General features: G+C 56.5%; 9 protein-coding genes and 5 pseudogenes. 8 read left to right on the top strand and 6 right to left on the bottom strand.

All coding sequences use genetic code 11. The features are described from left to right. Nucleotides 1–307, top strand: a pseudogene (locus ACTJKX_RS35900) (hypothetical protein); the annotation flags it as partial. A gap of 1,129 nt (nt 308–1,436) precedes the next feature. Here the strand turns inward: ACTJKX_RS35900 and ACTJKX_RS35895 are convergent. After that, nucleotides 1,437–1,799, bottom strand: coding sequence for a helicase HerA domain-containing protein (locus ACTJKX_RS35895; protein WP_440728246.1), 363 nt, complete (start codon nt 1,797–1,799; stop codon nt 1,437–1,439). Nucleotides 1,800–1,829: 30 nt separating this feature from the next. On the opposite strand from ACTJKX_RS35895, the pseudogene ACTJKX_RS35890 reads away from it, so the two are divergent. Next, a pseudogene (locus ACTJKX_RS35890) lies at nt 1,830–2,018 on the top strand (ATP-binding protein); the annotation flags it as partial. Nucleotides 2,019–2,166: 148 nt separating this feature from the next. On the opposite strand, the gene ACTJKX_RS35885 reads toward ACTJKX_RS35890, so the two are convergent. The 4 genes and pseudogenes from ACTJKX_RS35885 to ACTJKX_RS35870 form a co-directional block, all read right to left on the bottom strand. Beyond that, nucleotides 2,167–5,625: an autotransporter domain-containing protein gene (locus ACTJKX_RS35885; protein WP_440728245.1), complete on the bottom strand. Its 3,459-nt coding sequence runs from the start codon at nt 5,623–5,625 to the stop codon at nt 2,167–2,169. A gap of 611 nt (nt 5,626–6,236) precedes the next feature. Beyond that, nucleotides 6,237–6,674 (bottom strand): annotated as a pseudogene (locus tag ACTJKX_RS35880) (transposase); the annotation flags it as partial. Between the two features lie 32 nt (nt 6,675–6,706). Further along, nucleotides 6,707–8,182, bottom strand: coding sequence for a group II intron reverse transcriptase/maturase (gene ltrA / locus ACTJKX_RS35875; RefSeq protein WP_440728244.1), 1,476 nt, complete (start codon nt 8,180–8,182; stop codon nt 6,707–6,709). A 376-nt stretch (nt 8,183–8,558) separates the two neighbouring features. Further along, a pseudogene (locus ACTJKX_RS35870) lies at nt 8,559–9,455 on the bottom strand (IS701 family transposase); the annotation flags it as partial. Between the two features lie 1,817 nt (nt 9,456–11,272). On the opposite strand from ACTJKX_RS35870, the gene ACTJKX_RS35865 reads away from it, so the two are divergent. From ACTJKX_RS35865 to ACTJKX_RS35855, 3 genes are read left to right on the top strand one after another with little or no spacing between them, the layout of a single operon-like run. After that, entirely contained in the window at nt 11,273–11,674 is a 402-nt protein-coding gene (locus tag ACTJKX_RS35865; RefSeq protein ID WP_440728243.1) for an SRPBCC domain-containing protein, read from the top strand. Nucleotides 11,675–11,688: 14 nt separating this feature from the next. Further along, nucleotides 11,689–13,245, top strand: a complete 1,557-nt coding sequence (locus ACTJKX_RS35860) for a UbiD family decarboxylase (protein WP_440728242.1) — start codon at nt 11,689–11,691, stop codon at nt 13,243–13,245. Further along, a complete protein-coding gene (locus ACTJKX_RS35855) occupies nt 13,242–13,871 on the top strand; it encodes a UbiX family flavin prenyltransferase (protein WP_440728241.1) in 630 nt (209 codons plus the stop codon). The genes ACTJKX_RS35860 and ACTJKX_RS35855 overlap by 4 nt, the downstream gene beginning before the upstream one ends. Before the next feature lie 221 nt (nt 13,872–14,092). Here ACTJKX_RS35855 and ACTJKX_RS35850 read toward each other — a convergent pair. Continuing rightward, nucleotides 14,093–15,223 (bottom strand): annotated as a pseudogene (locus ACTJKX_RS35850) (IS5 family transposase). 736 nt (nt 15,224–15,959) lie between these two features. Between ACTJKX_RS35850 and ACTJKX_RS35845 the strand changes: the two are divergent. From ACTJKX_RS35845 to ACTJKX_RS35835, 3 genes are all read left to right on the top strand, one after another. Beyond that, entirely contained in the window at nt 15,960–17,216 is a 1,257-nt protein-coding gene (locus ACTJKX_RS35845; RefSeq protein ID WP_440728240.1) for a porin, read from the top strand. A gap of 806 nt (nt 17,217–18,022) precedes the next feature. Continuing rightward, a complete protein-coding gene (locus ACTJKX_RS35840) occupies nt 18,023–19,573 on the top strand; it encodes a hypothetical protein (RefSeq protein WP_440728239.1) in 1,551 nt (516 codons plus the stop codon). A 179-nt stretch (nt 19,574–19,752) separates the two neighbouring features. Continuing rightward, nucleotides 19,753–20,970 carry an ABC transporter substrate-binding protein gene (locus ACTJKX_RS35835; protein WP_440728238.1) on the top strand — a complete coding sequence of 406 codons (1,218 nt, stop codon included), beginning with the start codon at nt 19,753–19,755 and terminating at the stop codon, nt 20,968–20,970. Nucleotides 20,971–20,981 lie beyond the last annotated feature (11 nt).

The raw sequence follows: 20,981 nt of genomic DNA, 5'->3' as shown, positions 1-20,981 counted from the left end.
CAAGACGCACGGGCTCAACCTCGAGGACACCCACATCACCGACCCGGAACAGATCGCCAAGCTCATCGCTGTGCTGGCCGTCGCCTTCAGTTTTGCCCATCCGATTGGAGAATGGAGGACAAGGCACCGGCCGATCATCATCAAGACCCACAAGCGCAAAGCGCAATCCATCTTCCGCGCCGGCTTCGGCCTGCTGAGAAAAATCCTGATCCAGGGGGTACGGGACGCCGTCCAATGCTGGCAGGCCATGATGAAAGGCAAATCGCCAACGCCTCACACAAATAGAGCCCCCTCACTCCCAACATGAAAGAGTCGCACCGTGCCCGATATGATAAGCGCCGGAAAATTACCTCCTCGCTGTAAAGCTCGTCGCCGCAAGAATATGGTGCCGAAGTTTATGAGCCGACGCCGTAGGAACTTCGAGATCAAGAAAAGCATCGGGTTCCGCTTTGATGTTGCCCCGGAGTGGCGGACGCCGGTCTAGATTCTGTTTTTCCTGCCTCGTTGCTTATCGTCGCTGGTGAACAAATTCAACATTGAGGATGTGGAAGAAATTTTCTATAGAGGCGTTGTCATAGCAACATGCGGTCCCAGCTCATCGAGGATTTTGTCTTGATAGCGGAAATTTATTTGGCAAAGGCCTCGGCAACGTATTGGCTTACGCCATTGAAATGATAGATGAGGTCTTCGGGTTGTATTTGATGTTGCTCGGCCATCATCAAGCGCGAGCCGCAGTTGGGTGCGCAAAGGGCGTATAGCGCCCAAGCAAGGATTTGCAGGTGGCCAGATCGAGCGCGCCCGCGAGGTAAAGCCATCCTTCCCTGGTTAATGGATTGGAATTCCACGTCTCTTCTTCAAGCTTGCAGCAGAACCATTTTATCTGGGCGAACTTCGTGCGGCCCGTCCCTCCTTCATCGATCAATTATCGCGCTCGGTCGGTCTCAGCGGATCTTCGGACGGCGGGTTGTCACCAACATCATCCGGTATCTCCCGCAAAAAGCTCTGCCCTTTCTGCAACCGCTTGCCGAGGATCTCAAAGCTTCCCACCAACCTGACAGATAAACCTGAATTAACGCTCGTCTTCGGCTGCGACAGCGATTATTTCCGGTATGTCCCGAAACTCTCGGCTACTCTGATCGCGGCAGAACGCTTGGATTCTCAATCGCCGGCAGCGCTGGTTGTGATCGGGCTCGCTGGGGCGCGACCCGGGATGTGCGAATTTCTCCAGGCTGTCGCCGCATATGTTACGGCAAGTGTGCCGGAACTACGTATTTGCTTCACTCATGGGAACCGGCCGTATACCCGAGGATCGATCGTAACGTTTCCTCAAACGTGATCGCCTTCGACTTCTCGCCTAGAAAGAAGTCGAGCCGCCGATCGTTGATCTTGCTCTCGAGCCGATTGACGAAATTAGTGAGACGACCGTGGAGGCTGCCCTACATCAGCTTCGGTTGCCCCGCCTTCTCCTTGTTGCTCGCCGCACAGACCTCGCCTGTATCGACCATCTCGGCGTTGCGATCGAGCGCATGCTGCAGGACGTTCCTGATGTCGAATGGCAGCGGGGTGTCGAGGTGAATCCGGCCCCGATCTTCGTCCGAACCAGCGTAGTGCGCCTTGCAGTCGCGGATAACTGCCTCCTTGAAGACGTTCCGCTGGTTGTGATCATTCGATTCGGTGTCGAGGAAGACCTCCTCAAGCTCTTCGCCGTTCAGCATCCAATATGGTAGCATCAGGCGACTGCTATCGATGAAGTTGGTATCTGGGAGCGCGGTTCGATACTCAGAACGGATATCGAACACGATGACGTGGGAGTTGTTGAACGCGAAGTCCGCTACGAGGCTCGATCCATCATCGTCACCGGCCAGATCCCCGTCGAGCGCTGGTGCGAGCTCATCGGTAGCCCCACCATCGCCGACGCCATTCTCGATCGTCTCGTCCATAATGCTTATCGCATCGAGCTCAACGGAGAGAGCTTGCGCAAGGCGCGAAAAACCGAGCTTCATCCCTCCAACAATTGACCGATCCAGCGTCCCGAAACATCCTCTACACGACCCATGCGAATGACCCCACAGGTGACCGACTTCAAATTGGAATGCATGGCCGACTTCGCCGGAATCCGCAACGGATGGCTGACTACGCGAGGACAAGAAGATCGTCGTCTTTTCGTCAGAACCTGACTTTGAGACTGGTGTCAAAGCTGTTGGTCGCGGCTTTCTTGCCGAACTCGCCACTATAGTTGACACCGATCGTGGTGGTTTCCGTGACTTTGAAGTCGAGCCCGGCCTGAACCAGCGCCAGGTCCCTGGCGATGGGCACGCCGGAGACACGGAAGGCGCCCGACCCGACAAAGGTAAAGCTCCCTTTCGGATCGACATCGCCATAGGCATGACGCCAGCCCAACGTGCCGTTCGCCCTGATATCGATCCCGAGTAGCGTAAAGTTCGAAGAGAACCTGGCGCCAAGCGTGCTGAAGGCTGTATTCATGCTTTCGCCGCCGCCGCGCAACGCCGCCGCGCTTTGGCCCCGTTCGCTGAAGTCATCATTGTTCAGATTGACGTAGGCAAAACCGGCAAAGGGCTCGAGCGAGACGGAAGCAGCATCGATACGATAGCCGAGCTCGCCGAAGGCCTGGAGCGAGCCGGCGTGATAGCGTCCACGCAGAGTATCACTGAAGCCGCGAAAGCCGACCGAACGCTTGGTGTCGATATCGTGCCAAGTATAGCTCAAGCCCGAGCGGACCGAGAAGGCGCCCCACTGCCCACCGCCATAAAGACCGAGATAGTAATTGCCGCTATTCCCGGAGGAATTGCGCCGATCGACATTGAACTCACTACGGCTATAGCCGCCGAGAAGGCCGGCACGCACGTTGTCGTGGACGGGGGCGTCGAAGCCGGCCATGAGGCCGCCGACATTCACGCTCAAGCCAGCATCGTTGCCATTCCCACCAAACACACTCCACGAGTCGAAGGTCTGGCCCCATAGCGCCATGCCGTCAGTAGTGATCAAACCGGGCTGCTTGCCCTCTTCCAGGCCGTCCGAACCGGCACGAAAGACCGGCATCGTCCTGGCTCCGACAGCACCAAAGACAGAGCGTAGCCGGTCGTTAGCGGCGTTGCGGACGATCGCGGACTGCCCGACCAGCGCACCCGCAATCGAAGCATGTACTTCACCTGACAGCTGGTCGAAGGCACCGCGCGCTTCCTCGGCGTTGAGCACCAAGAGCCCATTGTAGAGCGCCAGCGCCTTGCCGCTCTGCTCCAACGAGCCTAAGCCGACAGCCGCCTTATATTGGTTTTGGGTTTGGGCGTTGGAATAGCAGTCCAACACACGCTGACATCGTCCCGAAGCTGGCTTGCCATCCTCGCCCGGCTTGACAGGAGGCAGCTTCTTGACCTTGATCTCCATATCGACGTTCTTGCCATCGGCCGTGCCGACACTAAAATCCAGAAACGCCGATTTGGAGCTCGCCCCGGCAAACATTCCGGTAACGCCATTCTGGGTTTCTAATATCCGGTAGAGCTGGCCGTCCTTGTAGCTGGTAAGCGGATCGAGCGCACTCAACCCGACATTGACGTTGACATTGTTCTTGATGATGGCTTTGCCATCATCACCCAGAGCCCTGCTGTCCCCCACCGTGACGATGATCTTGTCGCCGCTACCATCGGCTCGGATATCGGCTTCGTAAATCGAGCCATCTTCGAAGGTCAACCTGCCGTTCACGGTCAGCGTGCCGAGTGGAGCAAGCGGATTGCCCGGGCCGACGCTGCCTCCGCTGTTCACCGTCAGGCTGCCGATCTTGCCCGTTCCGCCTAACAAAGCGCCCTGATTGACGAGAACATTGGATACGAGCGAACCACCGGCATAGAGGCCGATATAGAGGCTGCCAGCGTTCACCTTGGTTTCGCCGGTATAGGTGTTGTCGGCGGTAAGGTACAAGGCACCCTCGCCGTTCTTGACGAGGCCACCGCTACCCGTGACGGCCTTGGGCACAGCAACAAAATTGTCAGGGTCGGCAATGTCGAGAAAGCCGCCAAGCCCATCCAGGCGCACTTCGCGGTTGAGGATATGCATATCCTTTCCGTCGACACGCAGACTGCCATTGTCGAGGATGAGCTTGGCCTTTTCGCCACCCAGGGCCGCATCCTCGTCAATGATGACAGTGCCGCCATCGCTGACCTTGGCCTGGCCGATGAATGAATGGTCATCGATGCAATAATTGCGGATGGTCTGGGCGAGACGCAAGTCCTTGCTCTTGCAGTCGAGCTTGGTCTTCTTCTCCTCTTCCGTCAGCCAACTCAGGATGGGAATGCCGTTATCATCGGAGACCTGGCCGAGATAGACGTCGCTACGCATATTGTTGCGAGTCAGGAAGAACTCCTTGTTCTTCTCCTGGAAATGATAGGCATCCTTGTCCCACACCAGCCGCGTCTTCTTCTGGCCATTCTCCTCATAGGTTTCCAGCTTCGGACCTGTCCAGCGCAGGTCGTGAGCAACGAGGTTGTGATCGCTGAATGTCTTGCCGTCATCGGTGGTGATGGTCTTGGTATCGAGCGTGCCAAGATATCTGTTGTTGGGATCGTCGACGACCTCCCACCATTTGCCAAAAGGGCGTGATGCCGTGAAATGGTCGATCTGGACACGATCCCAGCTAGGCCATTGGGCAATAGTGTTGTCTTGTCCTTTGTTTGCCCACGTCGAACTGCCATCGTCGGGACCAGGATGAGGCCTGAAAGGTTCGCGCTCGCTCTCTTTTTGCAAGATCATGAACTGTTTTTTCAGAACGTTCAAAGTGCGCGGCGTATTATCGGGGACAGGGTAGTTTTCGTCTTTGAAGAGATCGCTCGGAATCGGTGCGTCCAGATTACCGTTCTTGATGAACTTATCGAGCGCGTCCTTATTGGTGGCGTATTGCCGAACCAGATTGAGATAATACTGGTTTTTGTCACGCAGCGCCTTGCGCAGAAGGGCTTCTTGCGTCTGTTTCCGCAGCAGTCCGCGTTCGGAGACATCGCCGGCATTGAAATCGCCGGCGGCGATGATCGGCATGGTCTGCTGTTTCGCCCACTGGTTCAAAGCCCTGACGTTATCGAGGCGACTACCCGTCCCCGACGGGCTGTTGTTGGAATCGTTCGGGTCATCATTGGCATTGAGATGGATCGGTGTGACGAGAACCTCTGGTCGTGATCCCTGTCCCGCCACTCTCTGATAAGGCATCACGGTATTGACAAAACCTACGCCAATATCCTGCAATCCCATAGTGCCTTCGAGGCGCGACAAGATCCCCTTGTCCGGTCCAAAGTTCTGATCGTAGCTGCCGTTCCCCGTACCGTTGAGGACATCTTTTAGTTGACTCGTATTCTTGCCGAAGATCGGAACAAGTTCCTGCAGCAGAAGAATATCGTAATCCCCCACGCTCAGGAATTTTCTCAATTGATCCGGATTGACGCCACTGCCGTTAAGATCAAGAAGCGGTATTTTATTGCCATCAAGCCAGGTGTTGTACGTCAGAATCCTGAGATCGTCTTTTTCCTTGGCACTTGCCGGAGCATAACCTATAATACAAGAAAGTACAACTATAGTTGATAATATTGTCCTTTTCGGATCACGTAGTATTACAATATGCACTTTTAGGCCCCTGTATCACAATTTATTCCGAAACCGTTTTATCTTCTTCATTCTGCAAGTTTTCTGGATAGCGGGGTCAATTAGCATAGCCACATGTCACTTCAGTGACAAAAGCGACTTCCATGCGCGATGACATGCAATATTTTTTCTTTATTTATTTATATTTATTGTCTTTTAATAACAAAGCATTAGATTTTAATGTAGAAATTCACAGCGTAGGTACACAAACTAAGGCTTATGTTACTGCTTTATCTGAATTTTATTTAAAGAAATTTCGTGTTTCGAGGTCATAATGCCATGAAAAATCAATGATGCTCTTATGCGCGCGATGGCATCTGGCTTAAAAGCTCAACCCAAGCGATTTGAAGGAAATGATTGCTGAACGCAGTGTCGCTGTGGATCATCCCGACGATCCAGCTTCGCCGCCTGTACGCGATCAAGTCCCCTGCAAACGAACGACGGAGTTGTCGATGACCAGAACTTGGACGCCTCCGAAAACCCTCGCATTTTCGAGGCTGTTGCGATTCCGGGTCATGCTTGGTGGAGGTGGCGACGGGAGCGGGTATTCTGGGGCTTTTCGACTTTGATGGGCGTCTACTGAGCTTTCGGCCAACCGCATCGGTGACCACGCTGATGAGATCTGGCGACGGGTCCACGCCGTAGAGTTCACGCAGGTGCCCGACGATCTCCCGGTTGCTCATGCCGCGGGCATATATCGAGATCACCTTGTCGTCGAACCCGGGAAAGCGGCGCTGATACTTGGCAATCAGCGCTGGATCGAAACTGCCCGCCCGATCGCGAGGCACATCCAGCGACAGCTTGCCGGTGTCGGTGATCACCGTCTTCTTGCTGTAGACGTTGCGGCTGTTGCCAGTCTCGGCCTGCCCGCCGAGATGGTGATCCATCTCGGCATTCAACACGCGCTCGGCCCGCGCCTCCTTCAAGCCGTCCAGTAGACCGCCGGGATCGAACGCCGTTTTTGCATCGGCGCCGGTATGCCAGCCCGCATTCGCGACAGGGACGCCCGTTGCCAGGCGCCCCCCGCACAGATCCGAGCGAGCGCCTTTCGCGCACTCGGCTCCTACCTTGGGTGTTTGACGGCGAAGCGCGCCTTTGGCCAGGGGTGAGTGATCCGCGCGGGTGGCAGGGTGCCGGTCACAAGCTTGGCGATACGATCCCATGTCAGCCGATGCCTCTGGCTGCGGCGCTGAAGTTCGCGCCGCCAGATATCGACCACCCAGTGACGGAACGCTTTCAGCGACCGCAGGTTGGTTGGAACCGCAAAGTAAGCGAAGTGGCCTCGTACGACCTGGCTGAGCCACGCGCCTTGGGTCGGAATCGGTTGATGCCTCCGTTGTCGCAATTCCTCCTTGATCTCCTGGAGTTTAGCCCGCATCCGGTCCCCTCTCGTCTTCCGCATTAATATGAAGCAGGAGTCTCGCGCGGTTCCGCAAATGTGGGTGAAGCCCAGGAAGTTGAAGGTTTCCGGCTTTCCAAGTCCGCGCTCTCGACGACGTTCAGCCGCAAAGCGGCCGAACTCGATCAAGCGCGTCTTTTCCGGGTGGAGTGCGAGGGCGAACGCCTCAAACCGATTGCGCAACGCATCCCAGAACCGGCGAGCGTCAGCCTCATGCTGGAAGTCCACCACGAGATCGTCGGCGTAACGCACGATGATCACCTCGCCGCGGGCTTCATGCCGACGCCAACGCTCCGCCCAGAGGTCGAAGCAGTAATGCAGGTAGATGTTGGCCAGGAGCGGTGAGATCACCGAGCCCTGTCCGGTTCCCCTGCCCTCTACTTTAACCCCCTCTTCCTCCAGGATCCCCGCCAGCAGCCATTTCTGAATCAGGCAGGTGATGCGCTTGTCACCGATGCGGTGTTCCAGGAAGCGGATGAGCATGCTCTGATCCACGTTGCCAAAGAAGTTCTCCACATCAGCGTCAAGTATCCAGCCCACCTTCCGCGTTGCGATCGCCACCGACAGGGCGTCCAGGGCATCATGCGTTCCCCTTCCGGGCCGGAACCCGTAGGAGAAGCCGACGAAGTCGCTTTCGTAGATGGCGTTGAGCACTATGACGACCGCGCCCTGAATGATTTTGTCCTCCAAGGCTGTGATCGCCAGCGGCCTCTCCCGTCCGTCCGCCTTCGGTATGTATGTCCGGCGGAACGGTTGCGGGCGATAGGCTCCCCGATGGACCCGTATGTGCAGATCCTGCAGCCTTGGCTCTAGATCCGCCTCGTAGTCCTGCCTTGTCACGCCATCCACACCCGGAGCCGCTTTGCGCTTGAGCGCATAGAACGCCATCCGTAGCGTATCGACATTGAGATGGTGGAGGAGTGCGGTGAACCGCTCCTTCTTCCTTTGCCTGGCGGCTTGCCGTACACGGTCCAGCGCCTGGGTCACGCTCGCCCGGTTCTGTACCCGGTGCGTGCTTTGCCGGCCCGCGTTTCCCTTGGTCCCCGCCCTTGGCTCCATTGGCTCCTTCACCGATACCTCGGCTCCGTTCGGCGACTTCACCGCTACTATGACGGGGTCAGACTTCTCCTGATCGTTCATCGGCGGCTACGGCTCCTCGCCTTCCCGTCGCGGACCAGCCAGCCTCAAGGGCAGTTGGTCAATCAGGAGATCTCCCAGGTTTCGACACGATCTCTTGCTGCGTGATGTAGCCTCTGACCCCGACAAAGCGTGGTGACCTCGCATAGCGGTCCCGCACATGTTGCCTTCGACGTTCGTGACCGCCTCGGCCTCTGCTGCCTTGAAACTTACGTGGCTCAATCCCACACCCCACAGCATCGTTGTGTACGCTTCGCCGTGGTCGTCGCCTTCCACTGCGCAACACTCACTTCCGGACGGGCGAGACCCCTTACCCAGGCCGGACTTCCACCGGCTAGGCCGCACCAGCTTAGCCTGGCGCACCACGAAATTCCTGACAGTTCCAGAAGGCCAGATCGTCATCGACGATATTGCAGCGGATCAGCGGCCCGCGTGTCCAGACGCTGGGAAAGGCCGCATCAAAATCATCGGCATCGAAATCGGCCAGTTCAAGATAGACCCAATCGTCCAGTCATGCACCTTTGGTCCCTTCGCCGGACGACAGACGCCGCCAGGCTTCTTCGGGCAAGAGCTCGGCGATGTCTTGCGCCGTCCCGGCCACAGCCGACGATCTATGCAATGAGTGGAAGGGACGATTGGCGTTCACCCCCTGCACATAGCCCTTGGCGGCTCGTTTGAGCGCCATTTCGATGTCACCGACACCGTAGACGCTGTCAGCTGCAACCCAAGAAAAGGGCACGTTCGACGCAATCACCCATTCAATCATGGCCAGCGCCAGCCCCGGTTTGGTAGTAAAGCTGGTCTTTACCGGTACATGCTCCTTCGCCATTCGTGCAGGGGCGTCCGTCCAGGCCTTCGGCAGATAGAGCGCACGATCGATGAAGGCGTGGCCATGACGGGAGACATAGGAGGCGAACACGCCGATCTGACAATTTGTGATCTTGCCCGCCGAACCAGTCTATTGGCAAGCCACACTGCATGATGCCTTGCCCTGTTTCAGGAAGCCCGTCTCATCGAGCACCAGCACTGCGCCAGGATCGGCAAGCGTCTCCAAAGCGTAATCGCGCACGATGTTGCACAAAGCATCGGCGTCCCAGCTCCCTCGACCCAAAATGGCCTGTTGCCGCCATGGGACCGGATCACCGGCTGCCTCAGCGCGCATCCAGCCTGTCTTACGCCGCTCCTCACCCTGCAAGCTGTCCAGGGAAAGGTTCGCGGATGCGGCAACGCGCTCCTAGGTAAACTGCCAACGCATCCAAGCCTTTACCTCGCGCAGCGAACAGGCTCAAAGTTCAAGCGCCGTCTCGATCGATGCACCCGTCATCCATGATCTCCGAACCATGGAAACTCGTAGATTTAGAGGACGAAAAATATGCAACTGTAATGCTAATTCCGAGGCCTCATCCCCACTGACAACGGGCGGTCAACGGGTCACGCGTACCGGCGGGCCAGCTTGGCGTCCCGTTCGTGCGGGCCATGGGGCACGGGCGCTGGAAGAGTTACAGCGCAGCCCGAATTTACCGGCGGCACGAGAGCCTGTGGACCGGGAATTTCACGAGCAGATTATTGGCCAGTTAGAGCCTGCTTGGAAATGCTACTGGCGCGGCCGTCTGACGATGGTAGCATTTATAAACAGGCTTAAAGACACAATTGTTTCTGTAAGTATATACCGTAGCTCAATCGACCATGAGCGATGATGATAGACGGCGAACACACGAGATTCCATCTCTAGATTGCACGGATACCTCTCGTATTAAGCTCTACAATTTGGCAAATTTGGCAGCAACAAATTACCATCTGCCAGAGACTAAATATCTTTATATGAGTTATTAATTGCATGAATCGACTTCCATGCTAAAATCGCTATGATTTTCCTATAAAAAAGAGATATACATATGAAGTGTATACCAACTTTTCCGATCGAATCCGTTGCTTTCATTGGAGCTTCTCTCTCCGGCTGTTGCAAGTGCTGCGCCTTCTTCCGAGCCATCAAGCCGTGTTGAAGTCGACGCCAGCAGCGGAAATGGCTTTTATTACCCAGCCAACCGATGGAGCTACCAGCATATGGAACAGCTCTATCCCACTGCTTCTCTTGATCGTGGTTAGAATGTTAGCCACCCGTTGCCTCTGGCATTGCAAAATCTTGACGGCCTGAGAGTGAAGACGGGCGATGGAAGCGCTATGATTTTGGGCGATTTTCTGAATAAAAGTTACATTGGTGCTTTTATTTCAGCGAAGAATGGCAATATCATATATTATAAGCACTATAATGGCCAGAATTCTCAAAGGCTATACCAGATGATGTCGGTTACAAAATCAATTATTTCTACAGATATTCGACAGACAATATTGACTGTAAAGATTGACCCAGAATAAAAGGCTTCCAGGTCTGTTTTATAACTTAAAAATACCGCCTGTGGAGATGCAACGTACAGAATGATGGCGATGGCTAAGTATTTGGTGCCATAGATTCTCTAATTGACGCCGTGAGGTAAAAATACTTCGGAGAAATATCTGCCGTACAGCGCCAGATCGCGTTCAGAAAATCTCAGCGGCGGTACAGAATCTTGCCCCGCTAGGCTCAGAGCCCGTTTGGAAATGCGCTGGCGTAAGTCGACTAGCGGTGGTTTCGAGAGCCGCTGTGCATATTTGGTGTGCGAGCACCGGAAACGGAGAAATCGCCGTGAGAACGGCCGCGCCACTAGCATTTCCAGACAGATGGGGTGATTGGGGTTCAACTCGCCAACGACGGAGGCGGCCGCTCTATTCGGGGTGTTGCAACGTGGTCTGTATTGAGCAGCCACAAGCACAGGGAAGGAGCAACCATGAGACATTATACCGGTCTGGACGTGTCGTTGGAAGAGACTGCCACCCACATCGATCTCTCGCATATCGTTCTCCTCCCGAGTTCATCGCCGCTCATACAACCCGTAAGAAGTGTCCGGCCTTCTGGGGGCTGCAACACATAGCTGGCCGACGGCCTAGTTTCGCTGTCAAGCGAAGATGGAACAAGGAACGGAGTGACGGCGTGGACGTTGCTCGGTCCTTTTGAATGTGGGCTGGAAGTTTTGACAACGCGAAGGAGGAAAACTGATGGTCACGCTCAAGCATGCCATTAAGATCGCCGCCCCCAGAGCCGCGATATATCGTGCGCTCACAGATATCGATGCGATGCGCGGCTGGCACCTTGGAACCGTCGACGGCGCCGTTGCGCCTGGCGAGGTCCTGACGCTCGCCCCCAAGCCGGATACCCACTTCAGTTGGCGCACCGAGGCCCTCGAAGCTGACAGCGCCGTTGTACAGGCGGCCATCGAGGGTACCGGCAGCACGATCGGCAAAAAGCTGATGTTCAAGCTTTCTGACCTGGATGATGGGCGCTGTCTGGTCGAACTGACCGACGGCGAATGGTCGGAGAGCGATCCGCATCTGCCCTTCTGCAATACTCACTGGGGCGAGGCGTTGCACAACCTCAAGTCCTACGTCGAAAAAGCCTGAGGAAGACCGCCGCCATGCCACAGAAGCGCCCAACCACCTATCACGTCGTCAAACCGGGCGATCCGCACCCCCAAGGCTGGAAAGTGCCGCCCGTCAATGACCTTCGATCAGCGGTCGAACTGCTGAAGACCATCCCTGGCCAATATATCGAGACCGACCGAGAGGTTGATCCCGACGCCGAATTAGCCGGTGTCTACCGCTACATCGGGGCCGGCGGCACCGTAATGCGGCCGACGCGCATCGGGCCCGCAATGACCTTCAATAACGTGAAAGGCTACCCCGGCTTCCGAGTTTTGGTCGGGTTGATGGCGAGCCGCGAACGCGTTGCACATCTGCTCGGCGCGTCGACACGTGAAATCGGCATCCATATGGCCGAGGCTCGTAGGAACGTCACGCCGCCAGTGGTGGTCGAAGCCGAGAATGCGCCCTGCCAGGAGGTGATCTACCGGGCCGAGGACGAGGGTTTCGACCTGCGCAAGATTCTGCCAGCGCCGACCAACACGCCTGAGGATGCCGGGCCATTCTTTTGCCTGGGCCTGGTACTCGGAAGCGACCCCGACGATCGCAACAATGTCGACGTCACGATCCATCGACTGTGCGTTCAGGGCAAAGACGAACTGTCGATCTTCTTCGCTCCGGGCCGTCACATCGATACCTTTCGCAAAAAGGCCGAAGCCGCCGGCAAGCCGCTCGCGATCTCGATCAACATGGGGCTTGACCCGGCAATCCACATCGGCGCCGAATTCGAAGCGCCGACAACGCCTTTCGGATTTGACGAACTGTGCGTTGCTGGCGGCCTGCGCGGTAAGCCGGTGGAATTGGTGGAATGCCTGACGGTACCGCAATGGGCAATCGCCCGCGCCGAGGTCGTTATCGAAGGCGAAATCTTGCCCAACGTGCGCGTCCAGGAGGACCAGCATACCAAGACCGGCAAGGCCATGCCGGAGTTTCCGGGATATAACGGTGATGCGAATCCCTCGCTCCCTTTGATCAAGGTCAAGGCGATCACCACGCGCAAGAATCCGATCCTGCAAACACTCGTAGGCCCTGGCGAGGAACATGTCAGCTTGGCCGGCATCCCGACCGAGGCGAGCATTCATATCGAATGCCAGGACGCGCTGCCCGGATTGGTCCAAAACGTCTATGCGCACAGCTCCGGCGGCGGCAAGTTCCTGGCGGTGCTTCAAGTGAAAAAGCGCAACGACAGCGACGATGGCATGACAAAGCAGGCCGCTCTTATCGCCCTGGCGGTCTATCGTGAACTCAAGAATGTCATCCTCGTCGACGAGGACGTCGACCTGTTCGACACCAACGATGTGCTCTGGGCGATGCAGACGCGCTTCTCGGGCGATCTCGACACGATCTTCGTGCCAGGGGTCACCGGCCATGTTCTGGATCCGTCGCAAACGCCGCTCTATGATCCGCGCGTCACGGCCAAAGGAACCACTACCAAAACCATTTACGACGCGACGGTGCCCTATCATCTCAAGGACCATTTCGTGCGGGCCCAGTTTATGGAGGTCGACCCGAGCCTGTGGGCGCCGTCGCTCTTCGATAAGGGTGATGAATGACGGGAGGGACAACGCCTCGCCGCCTAATTGTAGGCATCACCGGTGCAACCGGAATCGTCTTCGGCATCCGCGCGCTCCAGGTTCTCCGCGAGCTTGGCATCGAAAGCCATCTGGTAGTGTCGCGCGCGGGAGAAATGACTCGCGACTATGAAACCGGTCTCAGCCGCGAACAGTTGCATGCCATGGCCGACGTCGTTCACCCGATAGGCGACGTCGGCGCGTCGATCGCGAGTGGCTCGTTCCAGACCATGGGCATGCTCATCGCTCCCTGTTCGGTGCGAACGCTCGCTGAAGTGGCGAGTGGCGTGACAACGACGGTGCTGACGCGGGCGGCCGATGTGGTGTTGAAGGAGCGGCGCCGTCTCGTCCTGATGGTTCGGGAAGCGCCGCTCCACGCCGGGCATATCCGCAATATGCTGAGCGTCACGGAAATCGGCGGCATCATCCATCCGCCGGTGCCGGCCTTCTACACCCATCCCGAGAGCGTGCAGGACATTGTCGACCACTCGCTTGGCCGCGCGCTGGACTGTTTTGGGATCGAGATGCGGGACATGCCGCGATGGGATGGTGAGCAGCGGCGAAAGGTGGCTGAAGCGCCGTCAGAGGTCACCGTGTTGAAGTCCTGATCCCCGACATCAGAATAGAGGCCGGCCGCTCCGGCGGCAGGCTTATTTGCGATAACTGAGCGCCTCAACGGATGATAGATATAAGCTGGACACTTCGAAGAACCCTATGATTTTGCCGGAAGGACAGCATAGGATGGATTGGTGTGGGGACTGCTGGTTATCATTGTTTCGATATTCCAGCGGTTTTGGCGTTTAGCGGCCGGCTGGTGGCAATTTCGGCATCATGCGGGCGCAGTCCTCCCCTGGAGCCAGGCGAGGCGCTGGAAGTCATAGGCGAGGTTGGCCATGTCGATCTTGATGCGGGCGCGGGCGATGGTACGAACGATCCGGCCCATGCGGTACTTCTGCCCGGCGAACACGTGCTCAACATGGGCACGGACTTTGGAGCGCCTGGCCTTGGCCCGCGCGATCCGCTCAGGCAACGAGCGCCGCGGCAGCCGCTTGTGGTGAATGTTGGTGACGAACGAGCCTTTGGCGAGGAAGGCTTCCTTCTTCTTCGAGCGATAGGCGGTATCGGCCCAGACGCCCGAAGCCGTATTGGCGCGGCTCACCAGGCCCGGCAGCCGCGCCCCGTCGTGAGCATTGGCGGGGCTTGCATCCAGGTGGGATCAGCCCTTGCGTGCGGTCGATGCCGATATGGTTCTTGTATCCGAATATCGGGATCGCCAGATCGACCGGCTTGGCAGCCTTGGGGTCTGCATCCTCCTTCACCTTCGTCTTGGTGTATTTGAGCGACCAGCCCTCGGCCCTCAGCGGCTTCTTCAACCGCGAAAGGTGCGCGTCACGACCCTTTTGGCGCGCCTTCGCCGGCTTCCACGCCTCGGGAACGCGGCCCTGCTTGATCGCAGCCTGCTCTTTCCTCGGTATTACGTTGCTTGCTTCACCGGCACGACGCTCGTGTTGATGATCTGCCCACCCATCGCCAGATAGCCCCGGTCGGTTAGTGCGGCATCAAAGCGGGCAAACGGCCGGTCGATCACCTTGGCCTTGACCAGTCGCTCGCCGAATAGCCAGACTGTGGTCGCATCGGGGACCACACCATCCAGGCCGAGCCCCAGAAACCGTTGGAACGCCAGAAACCGTTGGAACGACAGCCAGTGCTTGATCTGGAACTCGCTCGCTTCGTCCGACAGCGAGTAGAGCGCCTGCAGCACCAAAATCTTGAACATCAGAACCGGATCGAAGGGCGGTCAGCCGCCTTTGGAGCCAGACCCACGCCCAAGCGCGGCATGCGACGGCCCGCCGAAACCCTCGAAGTCCACCACCGCCGTCAACCGCTCGAGCGGATCGCCCGCCGCACTCAGCGCTTCATAGCAGTTCGAAAGATCGAAGAAACCCGGCTGTCCCGCCATGCCTGCCTCCACTGTCGGACCTTGCAGTGAATCACTCCCTACCATCAGGCGTCACCAATTTTTCGAGGTCTCCAGATTTTTGAGGATTGAAGAACAAGCCATCCAAGCCGCACCAGAAGGATCGTGACGCGCGCTGGACGATCAAATATGCGCATGCCAAGCGGCCAGGCGCAAATCGACATTGCCATTCTGGTGTTCGGTCGCCAGTTCCATATCTCAATCGACCGCAGGCAGGAATCACCGAAGTAAGCGTACCAGCGATCCGCCGAGTCAATGTGGGAAGTTGAAAATTCGCACTATGTCGAGCGTGTAGCGCTCTCATTCATGCTGAATGGCCGAACGCGAGAAAGCCTGGCTGGGAGGTCAAACTCAGCCAGGCTTTCCGCAATGTTTGGGGGTCTCGCGAACCACCGAAGGTAGATTAACAGATCTCGATCTTCGGTCAATTCCACCTGATGCAGGCGAAGACACATCTATAAGTATATATAATGTTTTATGTTTTTACTTTAAGTAAATATTTCTACATTTTTTTATAAATATGTTTATATTTTTAATATGTGTGTTGATATTGTCACATAGTTTTAAAAAGTTGCTAATTTTTGTCTCGAATGTGGAAATATATATTGAGATGACCCTACGTTGCCGCCATCTTGCCGCTTATCGCGCAACTCTGCGCGATTGCATCCGGACACCGATGAGACGGATCAGGACATCGCGAATAATGGAGGTCGTCTCAATGACGATGAAATCAGTTCTTCTCGGCGCCGCCGCCGCTATCGCTTCCATCGGCACGGCCCAGGCCGCCGATCTGCCCCTGACCAAGGGCGAAGCCGTTGAATATGTGAAGGTCTGCTCGGCCTTCGGTCCGGGTTTCTTCTATATCCCCGGCTCCGACACCTGCCTGAAAATCGGCGGCGAGATCCGCGCCGACTACCGCGTCTTCGGCGGCAGCAAGGCCTACAAATTTAGCCGCGACGACAATCGCTCGGCCTTCAACACCCAGGCCCGCATCTGGTTCGACGCCCGCACCCAGACCGATTGGGGCTTGCTGCGCTCCTACTTCCAGATCAATGCCGACTCGCATAAAATCTCGGATACTCACACTTACAATTCCAACACCTTTTCCATCGACAAAGCCTTCATTCAGTTCGGCGGCCTGACGGCCGGCTATGCCCACTCATTCTTCGGCTTCTACGACAATGACTACGGCGACACCATCTGGGCGCCTTACTATGCCGAAAGCAACACGGTTAACCTGATCGCCTATACAGCCCAGTTTGGTGGTGGCTTCAGTGCAACCCTGTCGGTTGAAGATGGCCGCGACCATCGTCAGGACAAGCTTTTCAACGATCAAGGCGGGCAGCAGGTTCCGGATGTCGTCGGACAGCTGCGTTTCGATCAGGAATGGGGAGCAGTCGCCGTTCAGGGTGCCGGTCATCAGTTCCGCACGAATGGACAGTTTGCAGATGATTTTGGCCGCAATCGCAACAAGTATGGCTGGGCTGTCGGCGGCTCCGGCCTGATCAAGCTCCCCTTCATCGACGGCGGTCACTTCGTGGTCGAAGGCCAGTACGCCAATGGCGCTCTGGACTATCTGGGCATCGGCAATACTCAGATTGGCGGGCAGGACTTCTTCGTCGACAGCAGAGGCCAGTTCAAGGGCGGCAAGGGCTGGTCGATTGTTGCTGAACTCGGCGGCAACATCACCCCCCAGCTGAATGCCAACCTGGTTGGCAGCTATATCGACACCAAATATGACAATGTTGCTGGCAGCCTCGGCGGTGGCAAGTTCACTGTCAAGGAGTTCACTGTCGCCGCGAACCTCGCTTATACCGTCGTCAAGGGCCTGACGATTTCTGCGGAAGCTGCCTATACTCGCAGCGACAATGGCGATGGGTTCGATAATGGTAAAACTGGCAGTGACCACGTGGCCGTCGAAAAAGGCAAGGGCAATATCTGGCAGGGCGGTGTCCGCCTGAAGCGGGTGTTCTAAGCTCGACTAGACCTGATTGATACTGCTTGGGTCCGGCGGCTCGCGCCGGACCCATCGTATTGAAGCGGAAGTCCCGGAGGGGCGATCTGACTTAGTCTTTCCGAGGGAGTGTCGGAATTTTTGTCTCCGGGGCGGGATAAGCTTCACGCAATGATGAAACGATCCTCAAACAAAATAGCGAACAGAGATTTTGGCTCTCCCATTTTTTGCGGGCCGGCATTTTCCACTCTGCCGTAGTTTCGCACAAGACCAGCCAGATGAGTTTCGTCGCGACCTCGTTGGTCGGAAAATCGCCTCTGAGCCAGACACCCCGGAAGTTCCGGCCCGGGGCGATCCAAAGACGGGGAGCACGTCATCGGTGTCGGCGGCCCCTGATGGAAATCGAGATCAGCTAGCGCAGTCAGGCAGGAAGTAGGACGGACGATAACCGCGATTGCGCCGGCGTCGGTATGCGCGCCGATGAGGCGCCGTGCATAAGACTCACTCTTATCTAAGCGTGAGAAAGTGTCCGGTCATTTCGGGACTGTTTCGGGCAGGGACTTCGGCACCGCCCCCTCATATCAGTTATAAACATAATTCTAAATAAAATTATATATTTGAATATATTTTCTTTAAAATTAAATAATGACCGAGATTTAATGGCCTACAAAAAACAGTAATTTCGGATAGTGGCCGTCTATTATGTTCTGGTATATCGTAGATGCCGGTCGGTAAGCTAAATTTATAAACTTAGAACAATTATCTACCTCACCAATCTAGTCGTTTTTGCAAAAATATTGGTGGATGCCACATAAGAGGTGAACGAAATGGCACTGCGGCTGAGGTTCCCGATTGTAGCCCTAGCCATGCTGCTAGGCGCCTGTAATAGCGGCAGCTCTGACAGTGAATTGAGCGGTCCAGCCCCAACTTTCGGCTCGCCGGAGGCGCTTCTCAGCACGGAATCGGCCAGACAAACAAGCTCTCCGGTTGTTATACCTCCGGCCATCGAAAACGATCCGATCACCATGCTGAGGCCCGGCATAGTCGAGAGCCTTCCGCTTCGTGATTATGTGAAGCCGATTGATTGGGGTTTTTTGAACTATTACAGCGGAGACAAGACAGGCGTGGATGAATCTGGTGCCAGGGTGAGAAAAATTCTTGCGAATTCCGCGCGATATTTAATCGGCCCTGCATACGCCAGCAAGTACACTTCCTATGCGCCGGATGGTTACCTTGATCTTGGCGGGGTCAACGAAGCTGCGATACGTTATCCGGCGATGGCTGCGGTAACAGTCGCTATTGCGCTCAAGACCGGCGTTTACGACCCTAAGAATCTCTCCGCTGACAAAGCCACTGCCCGTACAACAAATCTCGTCCGTACCATTGCAGCGCGCCACAAGGCTAATAATGCGAACTCGGGCACGGCTTGGGGCTACGAATGGCAGTCGGCATTGTGGACTTACTATGGCAGCTTTGCCGCGTGGGTAGTGTGGGATCAGCTTTCCACCGACGACAAGGACAAAGTCGTCAAAATGATGGTGGCAGAAGCGGAAAGATTGCTGAGCGGCAATGATGTCTATCTGATCGGCACGAGCGGACAACAGCTCTATATGACCCGCCGTGATGGAACTGTCGTTACGCCCGGCGACAGCAAAATCGAGGAAGATCAGTGGAACGCCGCCCTACTGGGCCTTGCGGTGGCAATGATGCCGAACCACCCGAAGGCAGAATTCTGGAAATCTCGTCATAAGCAACTGCTGCTCGCTGCGACAGCCAGGCCAGCAGATCTGAGTGATGCCGTCATCGTAAATGGATTACGGCCGTCGATATGGCTGCAAGGCACGAATTTGACGGACGATGGCGTAGTCTACAATCATGATATACTGCATCCGGTTTACATGCTCATCGATCAGGGGCTTTATGAGGCAGTATCGGCTGCGTTGGGGGGCAAATGCGCTCCCGTATCTGCAACCCGGAATGTCTCTCTCATCTACAAGGCTTTGGTCGACAAGAAATACCCAGTGGGTACAGGCACCAAGACCATCTATGAACCAGGCTCCGCCGTCATCAACTATCCACAAGGTAATGACTGGGGGACTGAATTTCCTGGCTATTTTGGCGGTTTTGACCAATTGATATCCCTCTTCGGACTCGACAAGGACACCACGGTTCCGGCATCGATCTGGGAAAAGCTGCACAATGAGCGGCAGCTTATGTTGCAAGACCGCTCGACCGATGGCCGTACCTATGTTGCTCCCAATGAAAACACTTACGGCGGGCGTGAACAGCGCATTGGTGTCATCTACGGGTTAACTTACCTCGCAACGTCACTGGTCAAGAACAATGCCGGGACGAAAACGTGCTGGTACAATAATTAATCGTCTCATGTACTGGATAAACGGAATCACTACGATGCCAATCAAGCCAAGCAGAGTTATTTTTCCAACACGCGGAAAATCGAAGAAGTAGCTGCACGTCTTCTTATCGGAGCAGTGGGGCGCGGCAACGACCGCAGCAATGACAAGGACGGGGACGTTTCATGACAATGATCGGACGGATGGCGATGCTACTCGCAGGCGCCAGTCTCCTGGCTTGCGCTTCGGTGGCGCAGGCTGGCACGGTGCGCGTGACCATCGCCGAATATTCGAAGGATACCGGCCCTTATTTCAAGGAAGCCGCTGAGGCGTTCCAGAAAGCCAATCCCGACACCAAGATCGAGATCGAAGTGGTGCCGTGGGACAATCTTCAGCAGAAGCTGACCACCGACATCTCGGCCGGCACCAATGCCGACCTCTCGATCATCGGTACGCGCTGGCTGCTCGATTATGTCTCCCAGGGCGTGGTCGCTCCGCTCGACAGCTACATTACGCCCGAATTCAAGGGCAGCTTCATCGAGACCTTCCTGTCGCCCTCGGTGATGGACGGCAAGACCTACGGCCTGCCGATCGCCGCCTCCGCCCGCGCCATGTACTACAACAAGGACGTCTTCACCAAAGCCGGCGTGACTGAGTTCCCCAAGACCTGGGCTGATTTCCAGGCCGCCGCCGCCAAGATCAAGGCGTCTTCGCCGGACGTGGCCCCCTTCGGCCTGCAGGGCAAGGAAATCGAGACGGACGTCTATTTCTACTACGGGCTGTGGGCCAATGGTGGGGCGATCGTCAAGGACGGCAAGTCCGGCCTCGACAGCCAGGCGGCGATCGACGCGGCCAAGCTCTACAAGGGCTTCATCGATGGTGGCTTCACCGAACCGGGCGTGACCTCCTATGCTCGCGAGGACGTGCAGAACCTGTTCAAGCAGGGCAAGGTCGCGACCGTGATCACCGCGCCCTTCCTCTCCGGCCAGATCAAGAAGGAAGCGCCCAACCTGAAATATGGCGTGGCGCCGATTCCACTCGGGCCTGACGGCAAACCCTTCACCTATGGCGTGACCGATTCGATCGTGCTGTTCGAGAATTCCAAGGTGAAGGACGAGGCCTTCAAATTCCTCGCCTTCCTGTTCACCACCGAGCAGCGCACCGCCTTCGACAAGAACGAAGGCTTCCTGCCGGTGAATGCCAAGGAGGCCCAGGATCCCTATTTCGCCGACGATCCGGACAAGAAGGTGTTCGCTTCCCTCCTGCCCGGCGCCATCTTCGCGCCGGTGATCCCGGGCTGGGAAGACATCGCCCAGACCACCTCCAATGCGATCCAGACCATCTATCTGGGCAAGGGCGAGATCGAGCCGACGCTCAAGGAAGCGGCTGCCAAGGTCAACGGCATCCTCGCCAAGAAGTAACGGGATGACGG

Origin of the sequence: Labrys sp. 22185 (assembly GCF_052045555.1) — a bacterium.
Taxonomy (GTDB): domain Bacteria; phylum Pseudomonadota; class Alphaproteobacteria; order Rhizobiales; family Labraceae; genus Labrys; species Labrys neptuniae.
The sequence above is the reverse complement of the archived record's forward strand: the minus strand, read 5'-3'. Positions and strand labels throughout refer to the sequence as shown.